The organism is Turicibacter sp. TJ11 (genome assembly GCF_021497505.1).
In the GTDB taxonomy this organism is placed as follows: Bacteria; Bacillota_I; Bacilli_A; order MOL361; family Turicibacteraceae; genus Turicibacter.
Genome location: NZ_CP069349.1, coordinates 972,954 through 989,257 on the forward strand (window position 1 = coordinate 972,954; position 16,304 = coordinate 989,257).

Annotated in this window: 16 protein-coding genes and 1 riboswitch; of the genes, 1 reads left to right on the top strand and 15 read right to left on the bottom strand. The window is 34.6% G+C overall.

Annotated features, from left to right (window positions below):
- Position 1: 1 nt before the first annotated feature.
- The 3 genes from JRC48_RS04560 to JRC48_RS04570 all read right to left on the bottom strand — a co-directional run bounded on the left by JRC48_RS04560 (position 2) and on the right by JRC48_RS04570 (position 4,343).
- The gene (locus JRC48_RS04560) at positions 2–754 is read right to left on the bottom strand and encodes an amino acid ABC transporter permease (RefSeq protein ID WP_370630387.1); all 753 of its coding nucleotides are present in this window, start codon (positions 752–754) and stop codon (positions 2–4) included.
- Positions 755–764: 10 nt separating this feature from the next.
- The gene (locus JRC48_RS04565; RefSeq protein WP_235070679.1) at positions 765–1,574 is read right to left on the bottom strand and encodes a transporter substrate-binding domain-containing protein; all 810 of its coding nucleotides are present in this window, start codon (positions 1,572–1,574) and stop codon (positions 765–767) included.
- Positions 1,575–1,650: 76 nt separating this feature from the next.
- A riboswitch (Lysine riboswitch) is annotated at positions 1,651–1,817 on the bottom strand.
- 180 nt (positions 1,818–1,997) lie between these two features.
- Entirely contained in the window at positions 1,998–4,343 is a 2,346-nt protein-coding gene (locus JRC48_RS04570; protein WP_235070680.1) for an endonuclease MutS2, read from the bottom strand.
- A 427-nt stretch (positions 4,344–4,770) separates the two neighbouring features.
- On the opposite strand from JRC48_RS04570, the gene rnhC reads away from it, so the two are divergent.
- Positions 4,771–5,682 carry a ribonuclease HIII gene (rnhC, locus tag JRC48_RS04575; RefSeq protein ID WP_235070681.1) on the top strand — a complete coding sequence of 304 codons (912 nt, stop codon included), beginning with the start codon at positions 4,771–4,773 and terminating at the stop codon, positions 5,680–5,682.
- Positions 5,683–5,768: 86 nt separating this feature from the next.
- Here the strand turns inward: rnhC and JRC48_RS04580 are convergent, their stop codons facing one another.
- From JRC48_RS04580 to JRC48_RS04635, 12 genes are all read right to left on the bottom strand, one after another.
- A complete protein-coding gene (locus JRC48_RS04580; RefSeq protein ID WP_235070682.1) occupies positions 5,769–7,028 on the bottom strand; it encodes a rhomboid family intramembrane serine protease in 1,260 nt (419 codons plus the stop codon).
- Between the two features lie 17 nt (positions 7,029–7,045).
- Positions 7,046–7,960: an RluA family pseudouridine synthase gene (locus JRC48_RS04585; RefSeq protein WP_235070683.1), complete on the bottom strand. Its 915-nt coding sequence runs from the start codon at positions 7,958–7,960 to the stop codon at positions 7,046–7,048.
- 105 nt (positions 7,961–8,065) lie between these two features.
- Positions 8,066–8,533: a signal peptidase II gene (gene lspA, locus JRC48_RS04590; protein WP_235070684.1), complete on the bottom strand. Its 468-nt coding sequence runs from the start codon at positions 8,531–8,533 to the stop codon at positions 8,066–8,068.
- Between the two features lie 482 nt (positions 8,534–9,015).
- On the bottom strand, positions 9,016–9,219 hold the full coding sequence (locus JRC48_RS04595) for a cold-shock protein (RefSeq protein WP_235070685.1): 204 nt from the start codon (positions 9,217–9,219) through the stop codon (positions 9,016–9,018).
- 304 nt (positions 9,220–9,523) lie between these two features.
- The gene (locus JRC48_RS04600) at positions 9,524–10,000 is read right to left on the bottom strand and encodes a dCMP deaminase family protein (protein ID WP_235070686.1); all 477 of its coding nucleotides are present in this window, start codon (positions 9,998–10,000) and stop codon (positions 9,524–9,526) included.
- Positions 10,001–10,176: 176 nt separating this feature from the next.
- Positions 10,177–12,912 (bottom strand): isoleucine--tRNA ligase, encoded by a 2,736-nt coding sequence (gene ileS / locus JRC48_RS04605; RefSeq protein WP_235070687.1) that lies wholly within the window; start codon positions 12,910–12,912, stop codon positions 10,177–10,179.
- Between the two features lie 332 nt (positions 12,913–13,244).
- A complete protein-coding gene (locus JRC48_RS04610; RefSeq protein ID WP_235070688.1) occupies positions 13,245–13,661 on the bottom strand; it encodes a hypothetical protein in 417 nt (138 codons plus the stop codon).
- Between the two features lie 14 nt (positions 13,662–13,675).
- Positions 13,676–14,446 (bottom strand): RNA-binding protein, encoded by a 771-nt coding sequence (locus tag JRC48_RS04615; RefSeq protein WP_370630388.1) that lies wholly within the window; start codon positions 14,444–14,446, stop codon positions 13,676–13,678.
- Complete coding sequence (locus JRC48_RS04620) at positions 14,446–14,697, bottom strand: YggT family protein (protein WP_235070690.1); 252 nt, start codon at positions 14,695–14,697, stop codon at positions 14,446–14,448. The genes JRC48_RS04615 and JRC48_RS04620 overlap by 1 nt, the downstream gene beginning before the upstream one ends.
- A gap of 5 nt (positions 14,698–14,702) precedes the next feature.
- Complete coding sequence (locus JRC48_RS04625) at positions 14,703–15,209, bottom strand: cell division protein SepF (protein ID WP_235070691.1); 507 nt, start codon at positions 15,207–15,209, stop codon at positions 14,703–14,705.
- Positions 15,210–15,255: 46 nt separating this feature from the next.
- Positions 15,256–15,912, bottom strand: coding sequence for a YggS family pyridoxal phosphate-dependent enzyme (locus JRC48_RS04630; RefSeq protein ID WP_235070692.1), 657 nt, complete (start codon positions 15,910–15,912; stop codon positions 15,256–15,258).
- Positions 15,913–16,018: 106 nt separating this feature from the next.
- A complete protein-coding gene (locus JRC48_RS04635; RefSeq protein ID WP_235070693.1) occupies positions 16,019–16,285 on the bottom strand; it encodes a YlmC/YmxH family sporulation protein in 267 nt (88 codons plus the stop codon).
- Positions 16,286–16,304 lie beyond the last annotated feature (19 nt).

Below are 16,304 nucleotides of genomic sequence, written 5' to 3' on the forward strand. Positions count from 1 at the left end.
CTTAGCTTAGCGAGTTCGGCATGGTTTGGGATGCTGGAAAAGATGTTTTTGGCATATTCATTTTCTTTTCCACTAATCTTAAAATTTGAGAGGTAATCGTTGTAAGAACTAAATAAATGAGACATGTAATGAAAAAAGTTTCCGAGTATAACATGGCACTTCCAGCTACTGAACGTGATTGGAAGAATAATTCAATTACTCCGATCACGTTTAGCATTGAGCTATCTTTAATATTAACAATAAACTCATTACCGATCGATGGGAATGAATTCTTAATGGCTTGAGGTAAAACGATGTAGATCATCGTCTGCACACTATTCATTCCGATACTACGTGCCGCTTCGACTTGTCCACGTTCAACCGACTGAATTCCAGAACGAATAATCTCTGACATGTAAGCACCTGTATTAACTGAAATAATGACAATCCCAGCTGTCATCGCATCCCATCCTAAAACCGGACGTAGTGCATAATACAAAAACATAGCTTGAACCATCATTGGTGTTCCTCTAAAGAACCAAACATAAATTCCTATTAATGCATGTAAGGTTTTTTTAGTTACCTTAGCACTTCTTGAGTCACGTGGTTCAATCTCAATTGCACGAACGCCTCCTAAGATTAAACCGATCATGAGCCCTAAAAGCGTCCCTAATAACGCTAAAAATAACGTCATTTTAATTCCGTACCAAAACAATTGATAATTATTTGTAAATAAACGATAAGCTTTTTCTAAAAAGTCAACTTGAAACATCATAAATTTCGACCTACTCCCCTGTTGGCGCTGACTCACGTGCCGCCATCATCCACTCATCACGTGTTGCCTCTGAAATTGAATCTAAAGCAGACTGAACGTCATTAAAGAAGTCCGTTCCTCGACTACCTTCTTTTAACCCAATTGAAACTGATGTATCCACATCAAATCCTTGTCCCTCATTGAACTGAACAATCGTTAAATCAGGATTTGCTTGAACAACCCCTTCAGCAACTGGTAATTCTGCCGTGATTCCATCACTTTCACCACTTAATAACGTTTGAACTAATTCTGGATAACTTGAACGTGGCGTTAAATGATTAACTCCAGGAATTTGATCAATAATTTCATCATAGCTCGTATTCATTTGCCCGATGACATTTGCTCCATTAAAGTCAGCAATTGATGTTGCATTTTTATAATTTCCATCTCCTCTTACAATCATGACCATTTCTGACTCAAAATATGGTGTCGTAAAATCAATCCCTTGTTCACGTTCTTCATCTGCCGTCATTCCTGCAATGATCGCATTGATTTCCCCTGACTCAAGTGCAGGTTGTAACCCGTCCCAATCTAATTTTTTCACCACTAGTTCTTTTCCTAATGAATCCGCAATTTTTGAAGCGACTCTGACGTCATAACCATCACATAGTCCCGCTCCACCAATCGAAACACTTGTGTCTGTTTGCTGAGTTGTTTGCCAGTTAAACGGTGCATAGTTACACTCCATTCCGACAATAAACTGATCTTGTTCATTTGTTTGATTAGCTCCACATCCAACTAATAACGAACCAACTGCTAAAACTCCAATAAATTTTTTCATATGCTTGACGCTCCCCTTTTGATTTTCTTTAACAAAAAAAGCCGTGCTATTAAACACGACTACTTTTAAAGTTCGTTGTATTAATAGCTCCTCTTCATTACTGAAGGAGTGTTACAGGTATTCCCTGCAACCCCAAGCTAGACATCCGCCAATGCTAACTTTCGGCGATGATTACCTTTCCTATTCTTCTTCGTCTGCCGACTCCAAATAGTACTCTGACGCACCGCTACCTCTATACGATTTTTTCTTGTTGAAGTTAATATACCATAATTTTACATATAGTGCAAGTATTGTTAATTAATTTTATTCATTTTATATTTCAAGATCATTTATTTTAGAATCATTTTTAATAAAATATAACTGTAATTTATAAACTCTATCCTCTTAAACAAAAAGACATAGGCTAATCCTATGTCTTTTATTCTATTTCAATTCAACAACGGTTGCACCCGTTCCACCTTCACCAGCTCCACCAAATCTAAATGAAGCGACATGTTTGTTATTTTTTAAATATTTATGAACCCCTTGACGAAGTGCACCTGTACCATGTCCGTGAATAATGGTAACGGATTGATATCCCGCTAATAAAATATCGTCGAAGTATTTATCTAAACGTAACATCGCATCTTCATAACGTTCTCCACGTAAATCTAATTGAATCCCTACGTTTGTATTACGTTTATGAATCACTTTACCTTTTTTCGTTTCTTGTTTTTTAACCGCTGGACGAATGTATTCTAAGTCCTCTTCTTTAATGTTAACTTTCATCATTCCAAGTTGTACCATCCACTCACCATTTTTCGTTTTTTCAATGAGTTCTCCTTGACGACTTAATGAAAGCACCATGACCTCATCTCCAGCTTTTAATGGTCCTTTATTTTTAGCTTTACGTTTAAATTGTTCTGCTTGCTTCGCTTCTGATCGTTTAAGTGAGGTTAATTTTTCTGTTAACTCATGATCTTTAATTGTTAAATCGGCGACTTTTTTCGCTTGGCGTAAATCTGCTACGATTTGTTCTGCCTCTTCTTTCGCTTGACGAATATTTTCAAACGCTTCTTTTTTAATGTCTTCAAGGACACGTTCACGCTCGGCTTCAAACTTCGCAATCTTACGTTCATAATCAAGACGCATCTCTTCTACTTCTTGATTTTGCTTTTGTAACAGTTGAATTTCGCGATCAAGCTCAAGTCCACGATCTTCTAATTTTGTAATTAAATCGGTCATCTCTGTACGTTCCGTTTCAACATAAGCACGAGCTGATGATAAGATAACTTCTTTTAATCCAAGGCGTTTTGAAATTTCAAAGGCATTTGAACGTCCTGGAACTCCAACTAATAAACGATATGTTGGAGATAATGTCTCAATATTAAATTCAACTGATGCATTAATGACATCATCATTTTCATAAGCATACGCTTTTAATTCTGGATAATGTGACGTGGCAATCGTTCTTGCTCCACGAACTTTGACATAATCTAAAATAGAAATAGCTAGTGATGCTCCCTCTTTTGGATCTGTTCCCGCTCCTAATTCGTCAAATAAGATTAAACTATTAACCGTTAAACGTTCCATGATACGAACGATATTAGTCATGTGCGATGAAAAGGTTGATAAACTTTGTTCAATACTTTGTTCATCTCCAATATCAGCAAAAACATGATCAAAAATCGCTAACTGTGATGTTTCATGAGCTGGAATTAAAAGTCCTGATTGAGCCATTAATGTTAATAATCCCACTGTTTTTAGTGTGACTGTTTTTCCACCTGTATTTGGTCCGGTAATCACAATCGTCGTATACTCATCACCCAGTTCAATATCATTTGGAACAACAGTTTTCGGATCAATTAATGGATGACGAGCTGCGACTAATCGAATAATTCCTTTTGTGTTCATCGTTGGACGTGTCGCTTGAATCATACGAGCATATTTACCTTTAGCAAACATAAAATCAATTTCACCAAGGACATCCACGTTAACGGCTAATGCATCAACGAACTTTTTCACTTCTTCTGTTAAAGCGCGTAAAATACGTTCAATTTCACGACGTTCTTCTACATGATATTCTTGTAACTTATTATTTAAATCAACCACTTCTTTAGGTTCAATAAAATACGTATTTCCTGAAGAAGATTGATCGTGAACCGTTCCACCAAATGTGTTTTTTGCCTCCGCACGAACTGGAACCACGTAACGATCATTACGCATCGTCACAATACCATCTGTTAACTTATTACGACGTTCGGATACAACTTGATTTAAACGCTCTTTAATTCTTGCTTCCGTACTTTGAATCGCACGACGGATACTACGTAACTCAGGTGATGCACTATCTAACACATACCCTGTTTCATCAATACAATCATTAATAGCTGTTTGTAAATTATTTAAAGAAACTAAACTACTCACTTGTGATGAAAAAATAGGTGTTTCTACTTTAATTTCATTTAAACGCTCTGCGAATGCTTTTAATTGTGAAACCGCATATAATAAGCGACTAATCGATAATAATTCTTGTGCGTTTAACATCGCAGAAATTTTTGCTCGTTTAATCGCTTCTGTAATATCTGTCACACCACCTAATGGGGCTTCTCCTAAGGTTAAAATAATACGTAAAGCTTCCTCAGATTGATTTAGTGAATACTCCACTTGTTTTTCATCGACCGATGGAGTTAAATACTCCACTCGCTTTTGACCAAGTGAACAAGCACATAATGAGTCAACCGTTTGTTTAATCTTATTAAATTCTAATATTTGAATGGCTTGTTTCATTTACCTCACTCCAACTAATTTAAAAAATGAAAAAATTTGATCTGTTTTATTTTAACATAAAAACAAATAAAAACCTAGCCTTCGAACGAATCCGATAACTAAGAAATAAGCGTTCATTTTAAGCTTTTTACTCTTGCTTAATCAGCAATGGTTTTATCAATAGTGTACCCCATGTTTGTCATTAGACATAGGAATTTTAGATGTTTTTTGGTAAAATTATAATATCTATAAGTCCAGATAAGTTTTTCATATCGTAAAAACTTTTAGCTGGACTATAGTCTGTCTTAGTATTAAAAAGAATTCCTAACTAATCCTGCTATAAAATGATGAAATATATTTCTGTTTCCATATCTATATGGATAAGGTTAGATAAACGTTCATTTAGATGACGGATCTAAACTTATATCTAAAAAGGGACGGTGTAAAGATGGCAACAATCACACTAACAGTATCTCAGCAACAATTAGAAAAAATGTATCAAACCTATCAAAACCAGATTATAAAAGTGCCCAATCATACACTTTTTCAAGCAAAAACTTCTCATTGTACGATTACAGCTTACTTAAGTAAAAAAGTCGTCTTCCAAGGAAAATCACCTGAAATCGAAGCAGCTAAATGGCAATCATCACCTACTATGTCTTCATCCAAAAAAGCATTAACATCTTCACTTCCAGCAACGATTAAAACATTAAGTGCCGTTGGGTGTGATGAAGTGGGAACCGGTGATTACTTTGGTCCATTAGTCGTTTGCTGTGCTTATGTTGAACAACATTTAATCGATCAATTACAAACAATGGGAATTAAAGACTCTAAAGCTTTAAAAGATCCTGAAATTTGTCACTTAGCTTCGAAAATTGAAACGTTAATTCCACATCAAGTGCTTATTTTACCGAATGAAAAATATAATAAAATGGTCGATCAAGGAATGAATGCTAATGCTATTAAGGCGTTTTTACATAATCAAGCCCTTAATAAATTAACACAATCATTACCTACTTATCCTAATTATTTAATCATGGATGAATTTGTGAATGAAAAAAAATATTTTGAATACTTAAAGCAATTACCTAAACAACCTGTCATCGTAAAAGAAAATCTTCACTTCATTCAAAAGGGAGAATCCGTTCACGTGGCAGTAGCCGCTGCCTCTATTTTAGCACGTGCTTCATTTGTTAAATACATGAATATTATGAGTAAAAAACTAAACTTTGATTTACCTAAAGGTGCTGGAAGTCCAGTCGATGCAGCGGGACGCCAATTTGTTAAACAATTTGGCGAGGCTAAATTAAAAGAACTAACGAAGTGGCATTTTGCAAATACTCAAAAAATTCTAAAATAATCTTTTAAACAAAATCAAAAAAGAACTGGATCTCATCCAGTTCTTTTTTAGTTATGACTTTTAAACTCTGATCTTAAACCTGAGTTTTATTCTAAACCAAGTGTTTTAATAAATTCTAACGCTTTTTTAGGTTGCCCTGTTTCTAAGTAATAAGCAATCATGGCCTGATTCGTTTGATTATAATCGGTATGCTCCGTAAGAGCTGCCCCACGATTCATTAATCCTACTAACAACAAAATCATCGTTGCTGTGGCTAATAATGTTCGTGAAAGATAATAAGTATGCTTTGGCAATCCTAGAATACTAGCAATTAAAAAGCCTCCTAAAAAGCCTCCTAGATGTCCATAAAAATCAATGCTTGGATCAAGCACAAGCCAAAAAACAGAAATCAATAAAATAGGAAAAACTAACGTGCGAACAAAGTGCATAAAGACTTTGCGCTTTTCAATTCCTAAAAATAGTAATGCTCCTAATAATCCATACGCTACGGTTGAGGCACCTAAAGAAGGTCCTTCGACAAAGGCATAGCTACACAAATTCCCAAAGAAAGCGGATCCTAATATAATGACTAACGTGCGCCACCAGCCAAAGACTTGCTCGATCATTTTTCCAAATTGATAAATAAAGACAACATTAAATAATAAATGCATCAGATCAATATGTAAAAATGCTGATGTCAACAAACGATAATACTGTCCACTTAAAATAAGCGGATTATATTTCGCACCATATTCAATGGCCACCGCTGCTCCCCATTGTGAAACAGGCTTAAATTGTAAAAAGGCAAAAACAGCAATTAAACTAGCCATAAATAAATAAGTAACTATTGATTTATTTTGAAAAAGTAACATTTTTCTAACACTTAATGCTTTTTCTTTCGTTGACTGCTGCATTTGACTAATTAATTCAACCATCGGACGATTTAAATCCGCTTTTTTTAATTTAGGAAAAAGTGGTTGTAACTCCGTATTTTCTGTTAAATCCGTGGATTGGTTGACATGAACAATCTTTAAATAGGTGCGGTGAGAGTCAAGGATACGTGAACTATAGGAATCTAAATTTAAAATAATGACATTCAATCGTCCCATTAAATAGCGACGTCGGATTCGTGAACGAACGAGATCGACTTGTTTAAACAAATGATTAGCTTGTTCTTCACTAAAAATGCTACGTTGATTCACATAGATTAACTGAACAGTCGGATGAGATAAGTTCTCGAGCCAAATATCACGTTCATTTCCTACATAAATATAATCCTCTTCGACCATTAAATAGTTAATAATATTCATGGCTAATTCACTTTGTATATCAATTCGAATTTCTTTCATCACACCTGGATTACTCATGCTTATATCACCTATACCTATCCTAAAATTTCAAGACTCTCTAATGCCTCTTCAAAATACGATGGAAGTGGCGTCGAGAACTCCATATACTCTCCTGTATTTGGATGGTCAAATCCTAAAATAGCTGCATGTAAAAATTGTCCATTCTCTCCACCAATTGTCTTACGTGGTCCATATTGAGGATCTCCTGCTAATGGATAACCAATATACTTCATATGAACACGGATTTGGTGTGTTCGACCTGTTTCAAGACGACATTCAATCATCGTAAAGTCTTTAAAACGTTTCAACACTTTAAAGTGTGTCACCGCATGTTTTCCACCTTCGATGACCGTCATTTTTTTACGATCTTTTGGATCTCGACCAATTGGCGCATCAATCGTTCCGTTATCATGTGGAATCACTCCATGAACTAACGCAATATAGCGACGAGTCACTGTTTTTTCCACTAGTTGATTTACTAAAGACTCATGTGCCACATCGTTTTTAGCGACCATTAATAATCCTGACGTATCTTTATCAATTCGGTGAACAATTCCCGGACGTAAGACACCATTAATTCCAGATAAATTTTTAGCTTGAGCCATTAATCCATTTACTAATGTTCCACTCATACTTCCTGGAGCTGGATGCACCACCATTCCTGATGGTTTGTTAACCACAATGACATAATCATCTTCATAAACGATATCTAAGTCCATCTCTTCAGGAACGACATCTAATGCTTCTGGTTCAGGAATTGTCACTTCGATTTCATCGTTTAAGCGACATTTATAATTCGCCTTTTCATGTTTTCCATTAATTAATACTTTTTGTTCTTTAATTAACTGTTGAATATATGAACGTGATAAATCGCTAAATAATTCATTTAACACTTTATCTAAACGCACACCTACTAATTCACTTGGTACTAAGACTGTCTCTTGTTCCATAAACGCCCATCCTTTCACAAAGCAGAAAGCTATTTATGCATTTACTACTTATCTTGTTGCTATTTTTATATCGATACTTAGGTGTAGAGTGAAATGCAGCTATTATTACGACTTAGGATCACGTTTTACATCTAAAAACGCATCGACTGCCATTAAAAAGACCCCAATACATAACGCACTATCGGCGATATTGAAGATTGGAAAATCATAACCAAAAATATACGTATTGATAAAATCAACCACATGCTGATACATCACACGATCAATGAAATTTCCAATGGCCCCACCTAAAATAAGTGATAACGCAATGACTAAAAGTTTTTCTTTTTTAACATCTAGTCGACGAATCCATAAAATCACCACTCCAATAACGATTAAAGTGACCACATAAAAGAAAAGCATTTTCCCTTGTAAAATACCCCACGCAGCCCCTTCGTTACGATGAGATGTGATGTATAAAAAATGATCGATGATTGAAATCGATTGCCCGATTGTCATGTACTTAACAACTAAAAACTTTGTTAATTGATCGATGATAATCGTTGCAGCTACAATCCATAACACAAGCCACATTTACCTCACTACTCCTTTAGTATTCGTTTTATTTTGACATTTTAACATTATAACAAACAATTCATTATTTGTATATAATATTTACCTTTAGTGGAAAGCACTTCTTGGAATTTTAATGACTTCGTTCTTCATTCACAAGTCGTATCTTTTTTTTACTAGTTTTTGTAAGAAACGTCATCTGCGAATCACTTTTTTTCATGAGAAAACGATCACTATCTTTCAAATCAAAAATCACTATTTAACTTAACTTAACGATTTGTTTATTTATCTCGACGATTGGCAATTAGATCACATCATGTTCTTTTTAGATTTGATTCTCTAATTCCATCAGGTGTTAAATCTGTTTCATTCATTAAAATTTTTAATGTTACTTTTATAGTCTATCACAAAAATGAAGTTTTAAAGTTTAATTTTCTTCTTTTCTTTTTTAAGCACAAAAAAACCGCTGAACACTCAGCGGTCTTTCATTTATGATCTCTTAGTTATAAACTTTTTGGAACTACATTTTGAGCTTGGAACCCACGTGGTCCTTGTGTTGCTTCAAACGTTACTTTTTGACCTTCTTCAAGACGTTTAAATCCGTCTGTTTGAATAGCTGAAAAGTGAACAAAAACATCGTTTCCATTTTCTGTAGAAATAAATCCAAAACCTTTTTCCTCATTAAACCATTTAACTGTACCTTTCATATTGGTACCTCCTAAAATTTATTTCTGTAATAAATGAAAAATTCACGTATTATTACAGATTACATCAAGTGGTGGAATATAATCTCTAATAACATGTGAATTTCACAAACGTTAAGGCTATAAACAACTACTGAACATACTCTTATTATACGCGACTTTCCTAAAAATGTCAATGAAAGTTAGTTGTTTTTTGATTTTAGTTCATAACTCCTTTTTGCCTAACGTTTGATCTGAACTTTTAATCAATCATAAAAATGGTCACCAACTTGAACTTTGGTGACAATTTCGACTACGCTCAATCTTTTTAATCAATTTGAGTTTCAACCGTTAATTTAACCTCTTTCATCTGACGATATTTAACTCCCGCTGCATCAAGCATTCGTTTAGAAGCAATCGTACTATCTGTATGAGCATATTTATCACTCATGTAAATAATTTCTTCAATGCCTGATTGAATAATATATTTCGCACATTCATGACAAGGAAACAACGAAACATAAAGACGACATTTTTTTAATGGAATCGTACTATTTAAAATCGCATTTTGCTCGGCGTGAACGACATAAGGGTACTTCGTATTTAAAAAGTCTCCTTCACGCTCCCACGGAAATTCGACATCTGAACATCCATGTGGAAATCCATTATAACCAATTCCTACAATTCGATGATCCTCATTGACGATACATGCACCTACTTGTGTTTGAGGATCCTTACTTCTCATGGCTGATAGTAATGAAATCCCCATAAAATATTCATCCCAGCTTAAATAATTTTCACGCATTTGATCATTCCTCCTTCATTCAAAGAGTGATGTCCCTTTAATTCTAACAAGTATTTCATCGCTTGACTCTAATTATATCATAGTTTGTAAAGAACCATCTTTACAGTCTTATTCACTTCGATTTATCATTTAAAAAAGACAATAGCCCTTAGCTATTGTCTTTTCATTGATTTAAATTATCCATTCACAACATCTGAACAACGTGGACAAATTCCTTGTTCATTGACATCAGAAACAACTAACCAACAACGATCACATGTATGACCTTCTGCTGCTTTAACTAAAACAGCTAATCCATCAAATTGTAACGCATTTTCTGGTGTTTCTGTGTCTTCAATCACTAATTCAGAAACGATAAAGATTTGTTTTAAATCAGCTTGTAACGATTCTAACAATGCTTTTGTTTCTGCATTTGGATATAAATGTAACGCTGCTGTTAATGATTTTCCGATTACTTTTTCATTACGAGCTTCTTCTAACGCTTTTAATACGTCATGACGAAGCGTTAATAATTGATTCCATTTTTCGCTAACTTCTTTAGCATTAGCATATGTTTTTACTTCAGGCATGTCTGTTAAGTAAACTGAAACCTCTGTGCTTCCTGGGATATATGAATAAACTTCATCCGCTGTATGAGGAATAACTGGTGCTAATAAACGAACCATGTCTGAAATATGATGATATAAAACCGTTTGAATTGAACGACGTGCTTTGCTATCAGCCGCATCAATATATAAAATATCTTTTGTGAAATCTAAGTAGAAAGCACTTAAATCATTTGAAATATAATTGTTAACTGATTTAAATACATCATCGAAACGATATTCTTCATAGGCTTGCTTTAATTCAGCGGTTAATTCATTTAAGCGAATCATCATGAATTGATCCACTTCATTTAAGTCTTCATACGCCATTAAATCTGTTTCTAAGTTAAAATCATGTAAGTTTCCTAATAAGAAACGGAACGTATTACGCATTTTACGATAGCTTTCAGACACTTGTTTAATTAAGTCTTCTGAAATACGAACATCGGCTTGATAATCAACTGAAGCCACCCATAAGCGAACAATATCTGCTCCATAAATGTTAATTAATTTTAATGGATCGATAACATTTCCAATTGATTTAGACATCTTACGTCCTTGTCCATCTAAAACGAATCCGTGACTCACAACTGTTTTATATGGTGCACGTCCTGTCATGGCTACTCCTGTTGATAATGAAGAGTTAAACCATCCACGGTATTGATCTGATCCTTCTAAGTATAAATCAGCTGGGTATGGTAATCCACGCTCAACTAAGACACCGTGATGTGATGATCCAGAATCAAACCATACGTCCATGATATCCATCTCTTTACGGAATTTTCCGTTTGGACTTCCCGGATGTGTAAATCCTTCTGGTAATAATTGTTCAGCTTCTAATTCAAACCAAATATTTGATCCTTTTTCACGGAATAAGTCTGCCACATGGTTAATAACTGCTTCGTCTAAAATAGCTTCTCCATCTTCTGCATAGAACACTGGGATTGGAACTCCCCAAACACGCTGACGTGAAATACACCAGTCTGCACGATCTTTAATCATGTTTCCTAAGCGCACTTCTCCCCATGCTGGTAACCAGTTTACTTCTTTGATTTGTTCCATCATTTGACCTTTTAATGCTTCAATTGACGCAAACCATTGTTCTGTTGCACGAAAAATAATTGGCTTTTTCGTACGCCAGTCATGTGGATATGAATGGGTAATAAATTTTAATCCAAGTAACGCACCGTTTTCTTCTAATTTTTGTCCAACGGCTTTATTTGCATCTTCGTAATACATTCCTTCAAACTCTAACGCTTCTTTTGTCATGTATCCACGGTGATCAACTGGACATAACACTTCTAAGTTATATTTACGACCTGCATTGAAGTCATCTTCCCCGTGTCCTGGTGCCGTATGAACTAATCCTGTTCCGGCATCAAGTGTTACGTGGTCTCCTAAAATTAATAATGACTCACGATCAAAGATTGGATGTTTAGCTGTCATATACTCAAACTCAGATCCTTTGTGAGTCGCTACGACTTCATAAGTTTCCCATCCAAACTCTTCTGCTAACTGCTTTACTAATTCCTCGGCAACAATGAATTTACGTCCATTCGCTGCAACCGTTGCATAGTCTAAATCAGCATTCACACAGATTCCTAAGTTTGCTGGAATTGTCCAAGGTGTTGTTGTCCAAATAACAAACTCTTCATCACCTGATAAAATTCCTTTTCCATCTTGTACTTTAAACGCAACATAGATTGATGGTGATTTTTTATCATGATATTCAATTTCTGCTTCTGCTAACGCTGTCTCAGATGATGGTGACCAATAAATTGGTTTTAATCCTTTGTAAATTAAACCATCTTTAACCATTTTACCAAACACTTTAATTTGCTGTGCTTCAAACTCTTTTTGTAACGTAATATATGGGTTATCCCAATCACCTAATACCCCTAAACGTTTAAATTGTTGTTTTTGCCCTTCTACTTGTTCTAAGGCATATTGTTGACATAACTCACGGAATTCAGCAATTGTCTTTTCTTTACGATTTACTTTTTTATTATTTGTTAAAGCTTGCTCGATTGGTAATCCGTGTGTATCCCAACCTGGAATATACGGTGAATAAAATCCATTCATGTTTTTATAACGAACAACAAAGTCTTTTAAAATTTTGTTTAACGCGTGTCCCATATGAATATTACCATTTGCATATGGTGGTCCGTCATGTAAAACGAAAGGTGTTTTATCTTTATTTTTATCTAATACACGTTGGTAGACATTTTCCTCATACCATTTTTGTTCGATTTGTGGTTCACGATTTGGAAGGTTTCCACGCATTGGAAAATCCGTCTTAGGCATTAATAAGGTTTCTTTTAATTCCATCGTCTAATCACTCCTTGTTAGTTTTCATATAGTTTGCGAAAATAAAAAAGAACTTTTCATCACATAAGGACGAAAAGTTCCGTGGTACCACCTTAATTCACAGTAGAAAGAAAAAAAAGCTACTGCCTCAAACTATTTATCGCATAGTCTACGTCATGCTTTTTGATCACATGAAAGCTCCTGGTTGATTCTATACTATTCTTTTTATCGATCTCACACCGCCACCGACTCGCTTAGAAAAAGTTCATAATATAGCATGGTCCACTCTTCGCTAATATTTACTATATTTGTCTATCATTTTAATGAATTCTGTCAAAAAAATCAATAGCTTTTTAGCTTTTTCCAAAACAATTTCGAATATCGTCAACTTTAGAGTTTAAAAATTCGATTAATTCATCTTTGATTTGTAGTTGTTGCTGTTCAAACTGTGCTGTTTCTTCCATAATTTTCTCTACGTCGCAAATAGCCTGCTCAATCATCAACTTAGAAATTTTTTCAGTCTCTTGAATAATTTTTATCGCATCACGCTTAGCATGTGTTTTTAACAATTCAATTTGCTCAAGTTCTGATTTCAAATGTGATTCGGAACTTTCTTGCATCGCTTGAACTTCTTTTTTAAATGATTTATTTTGCTTCTCTAATGCTTCTATTTGCTCAATCAATAAACAAAAGACACGATAAAGTTCATCATCTGAAAATTTTCCCCATGACTTTTTCATTTGAGTCTTTAACATTTCTGCTGGCGTCATCTCGTCCCCCCTAACTACACGGTTTTCCCAATAATAACTACGGCTCTTCCACTCTTTGTCGTTGACTTTTGAGTCAATAATTTGTAGCGACCATATCGCTTAATTGAAATGATGTCGCCAAGTTGACAAGTATAAGAATGATTATGTTCCACCTTAAAATTCACATGAACATTTCCTTGCTTCATATATTCAAAAACTTGCGAGCGAGATGCTTTCATTAAACTAGCGACAATCACATCTAATCGCATCGAACTAATAATATATTCGTTTGTTTCGTAGTTTTCAATTCGTTGTAAATCATCAATGTTGTGTTCAATCAACTTAATACTATGTCGCCCGATTTTTGTAAAATGTTGAAGAATGAAACTTGAAAATTCCTCACAAATAGCGATATAAATCTTTTTAGAATCTAGCACTAAAATGTCTCCAATAAGAGATCGATCAATATTTAGGGCCGTTAATGAGCCTAAAATTTGGCGATGTTCAAAGGTAACATGTCGAATCGGATACAACACCTCATATCCAACCACCGTATCATCAAATGTGCTGTGAGATAAATAAGAGGGGATAATGATCGCTCGCTTTCGCTCAGCCTCTTTAAACCCTCCTACAAATTTGACATTTATTTCGTCATATTCATTAATAAGAATTTGAACAATCTGTTGCTCACGTGGTGTTAAAAATTTGGTCATTTTGATTTTATCGTGATGATAAACCTGTTGAATCCAATCATTAACCTTAGTGACAAACTCATGTTCATGAACGCTAAAGTGTTCGAGTCTCATTATAAAATGTTAAACAACCCTTGCATCGCTAAATTTAGCACAACAACCGCAATGAGTGGTGAAATATCAATCATTCCAATTGGAGGAATGATTTTTCTAAAAATTGATAAGTACGGTTCAACAAGTTCACCAATAATACGACCTAATTGTGTCGTGCGGCTTTCTGGGATCCAGCTCATTAAAACATAAATGACAATGAGCGTTTGATAAAGACTTAAAATCGCTTTAAATAATAAGATGATTTGTATCATTGCTGTTACTCCTCGATTTCTGGTTGTACTTCATTCATGGTCACTTGACCTTCTGTTTCGACAGTTTTTGGGGTACATAAGAATAAGTTCGTTCCGACACGTTTAATATCACCATCAATGGCATAAATCGTTCCGCTTAAAAAGTCAACGACACGTTTTGCTTGTGATTTTTCTAAACGTTGTAAGTTAATAAAAACAGGATAATTTTCTTTTAAGCAATCTGCAATATCTTGTGCGTCTGAATATTCATTTGGTTCACGAATAATGACTTTATTTAAATTGCTATCTAATTTTAATTTATTTGCTTCTGTATTCATTTGCATCACAGTACTCTTTCCTTTGTTTGTTGATTGATTAACTGACGTTGTTGGGTTCGTTACCACTGTTAAATCCGGCTTTGATGGCGCAGGTTTTACTACTTCTGGTTCTTCGAACTCCTCTTCAAAATCATCCATTTCGTATTCCTCTTCATCTATTCCCATCATTGTTTTAATCTTATCTTTAAAACTCATCTTCTTCTCCTCCTATAATTATTAGTTTTTCTCTGTTAGATATACCCTAGTCTTGGAATAGAACTGAACCTAATCTAATATGTGTGGCTCCCTCTTCAATGGCAATCTGATAATCATTGCTCATTCCCATCGATAACATCAAACAGTTTTTCGCAAAACCAGATATTGAAATAGTGGTCTGTAATTGCTTTAACTTTTTAAAGCAATCGCGAATCACATTCTCATCATCCGTATGTGGTGCCATGGTCATGAGTCCAATAACTTCAATAATGGGATACCGTTTTAATGCTTCAATAAAAGGGATAACCTCTTCGACGTTAAGTCCGTGTTTACTTTCTTCTTCGCTTACATTGACTTGAATGAAACACGGTAGTGGTTCTTGACGGTATTTTTGAATTTCTTTTGCAAGTGATAATCGATCGAGTGAATGAAGACAGGCAATTTCATTAATCATGTCCTTCACTTTACGTGATTGTAACGTTCCAATGAAATGCCATTCAATTGGTAACGTCATCTGTGCTTTTTTCTCAAGTAAAGCATCGACTCTATTTTCTCCCATCATCGTGATACCACTTTCAAAAAGTTCCTCCATTTGATTAGCATTGACGTATTTTGTTGCAGCAACAATGTTTACAGCTTCTGAATGAGTAGCTAAACTCTCGATGTTTTGTCGGATTAACTCGACATTTCTTGAAATATTCATATAACACACCTATCAACTTCTAATATTACTGCATGATACTATAAATTATACCATATTTCATATTGAATGGAAATTTTTTTTATAGCTCTGAGTCTAAAATAACTCTTTAATATTCATTTAGTCGTTGAGCAACATTGACAATGATGACATCTTCACCAATTTTTAGAATTTGATTCCATGGAACAACGATTGACTCTTCATCTTTTGAGAAAAAGTTTACAAATCTCATCGATTGTTGAACCGTTATAGCGATAATTTGTCCCGAATTGGTATCAATTCTTAAACTTGAAACAAATCCAATACGTTCTCCTGTGACTACATTGATCACATCTTTTTCTTCAATATCACTTAATGTCATGATTGAATCTTTCATTTTCTCCCCCCACCTTCTT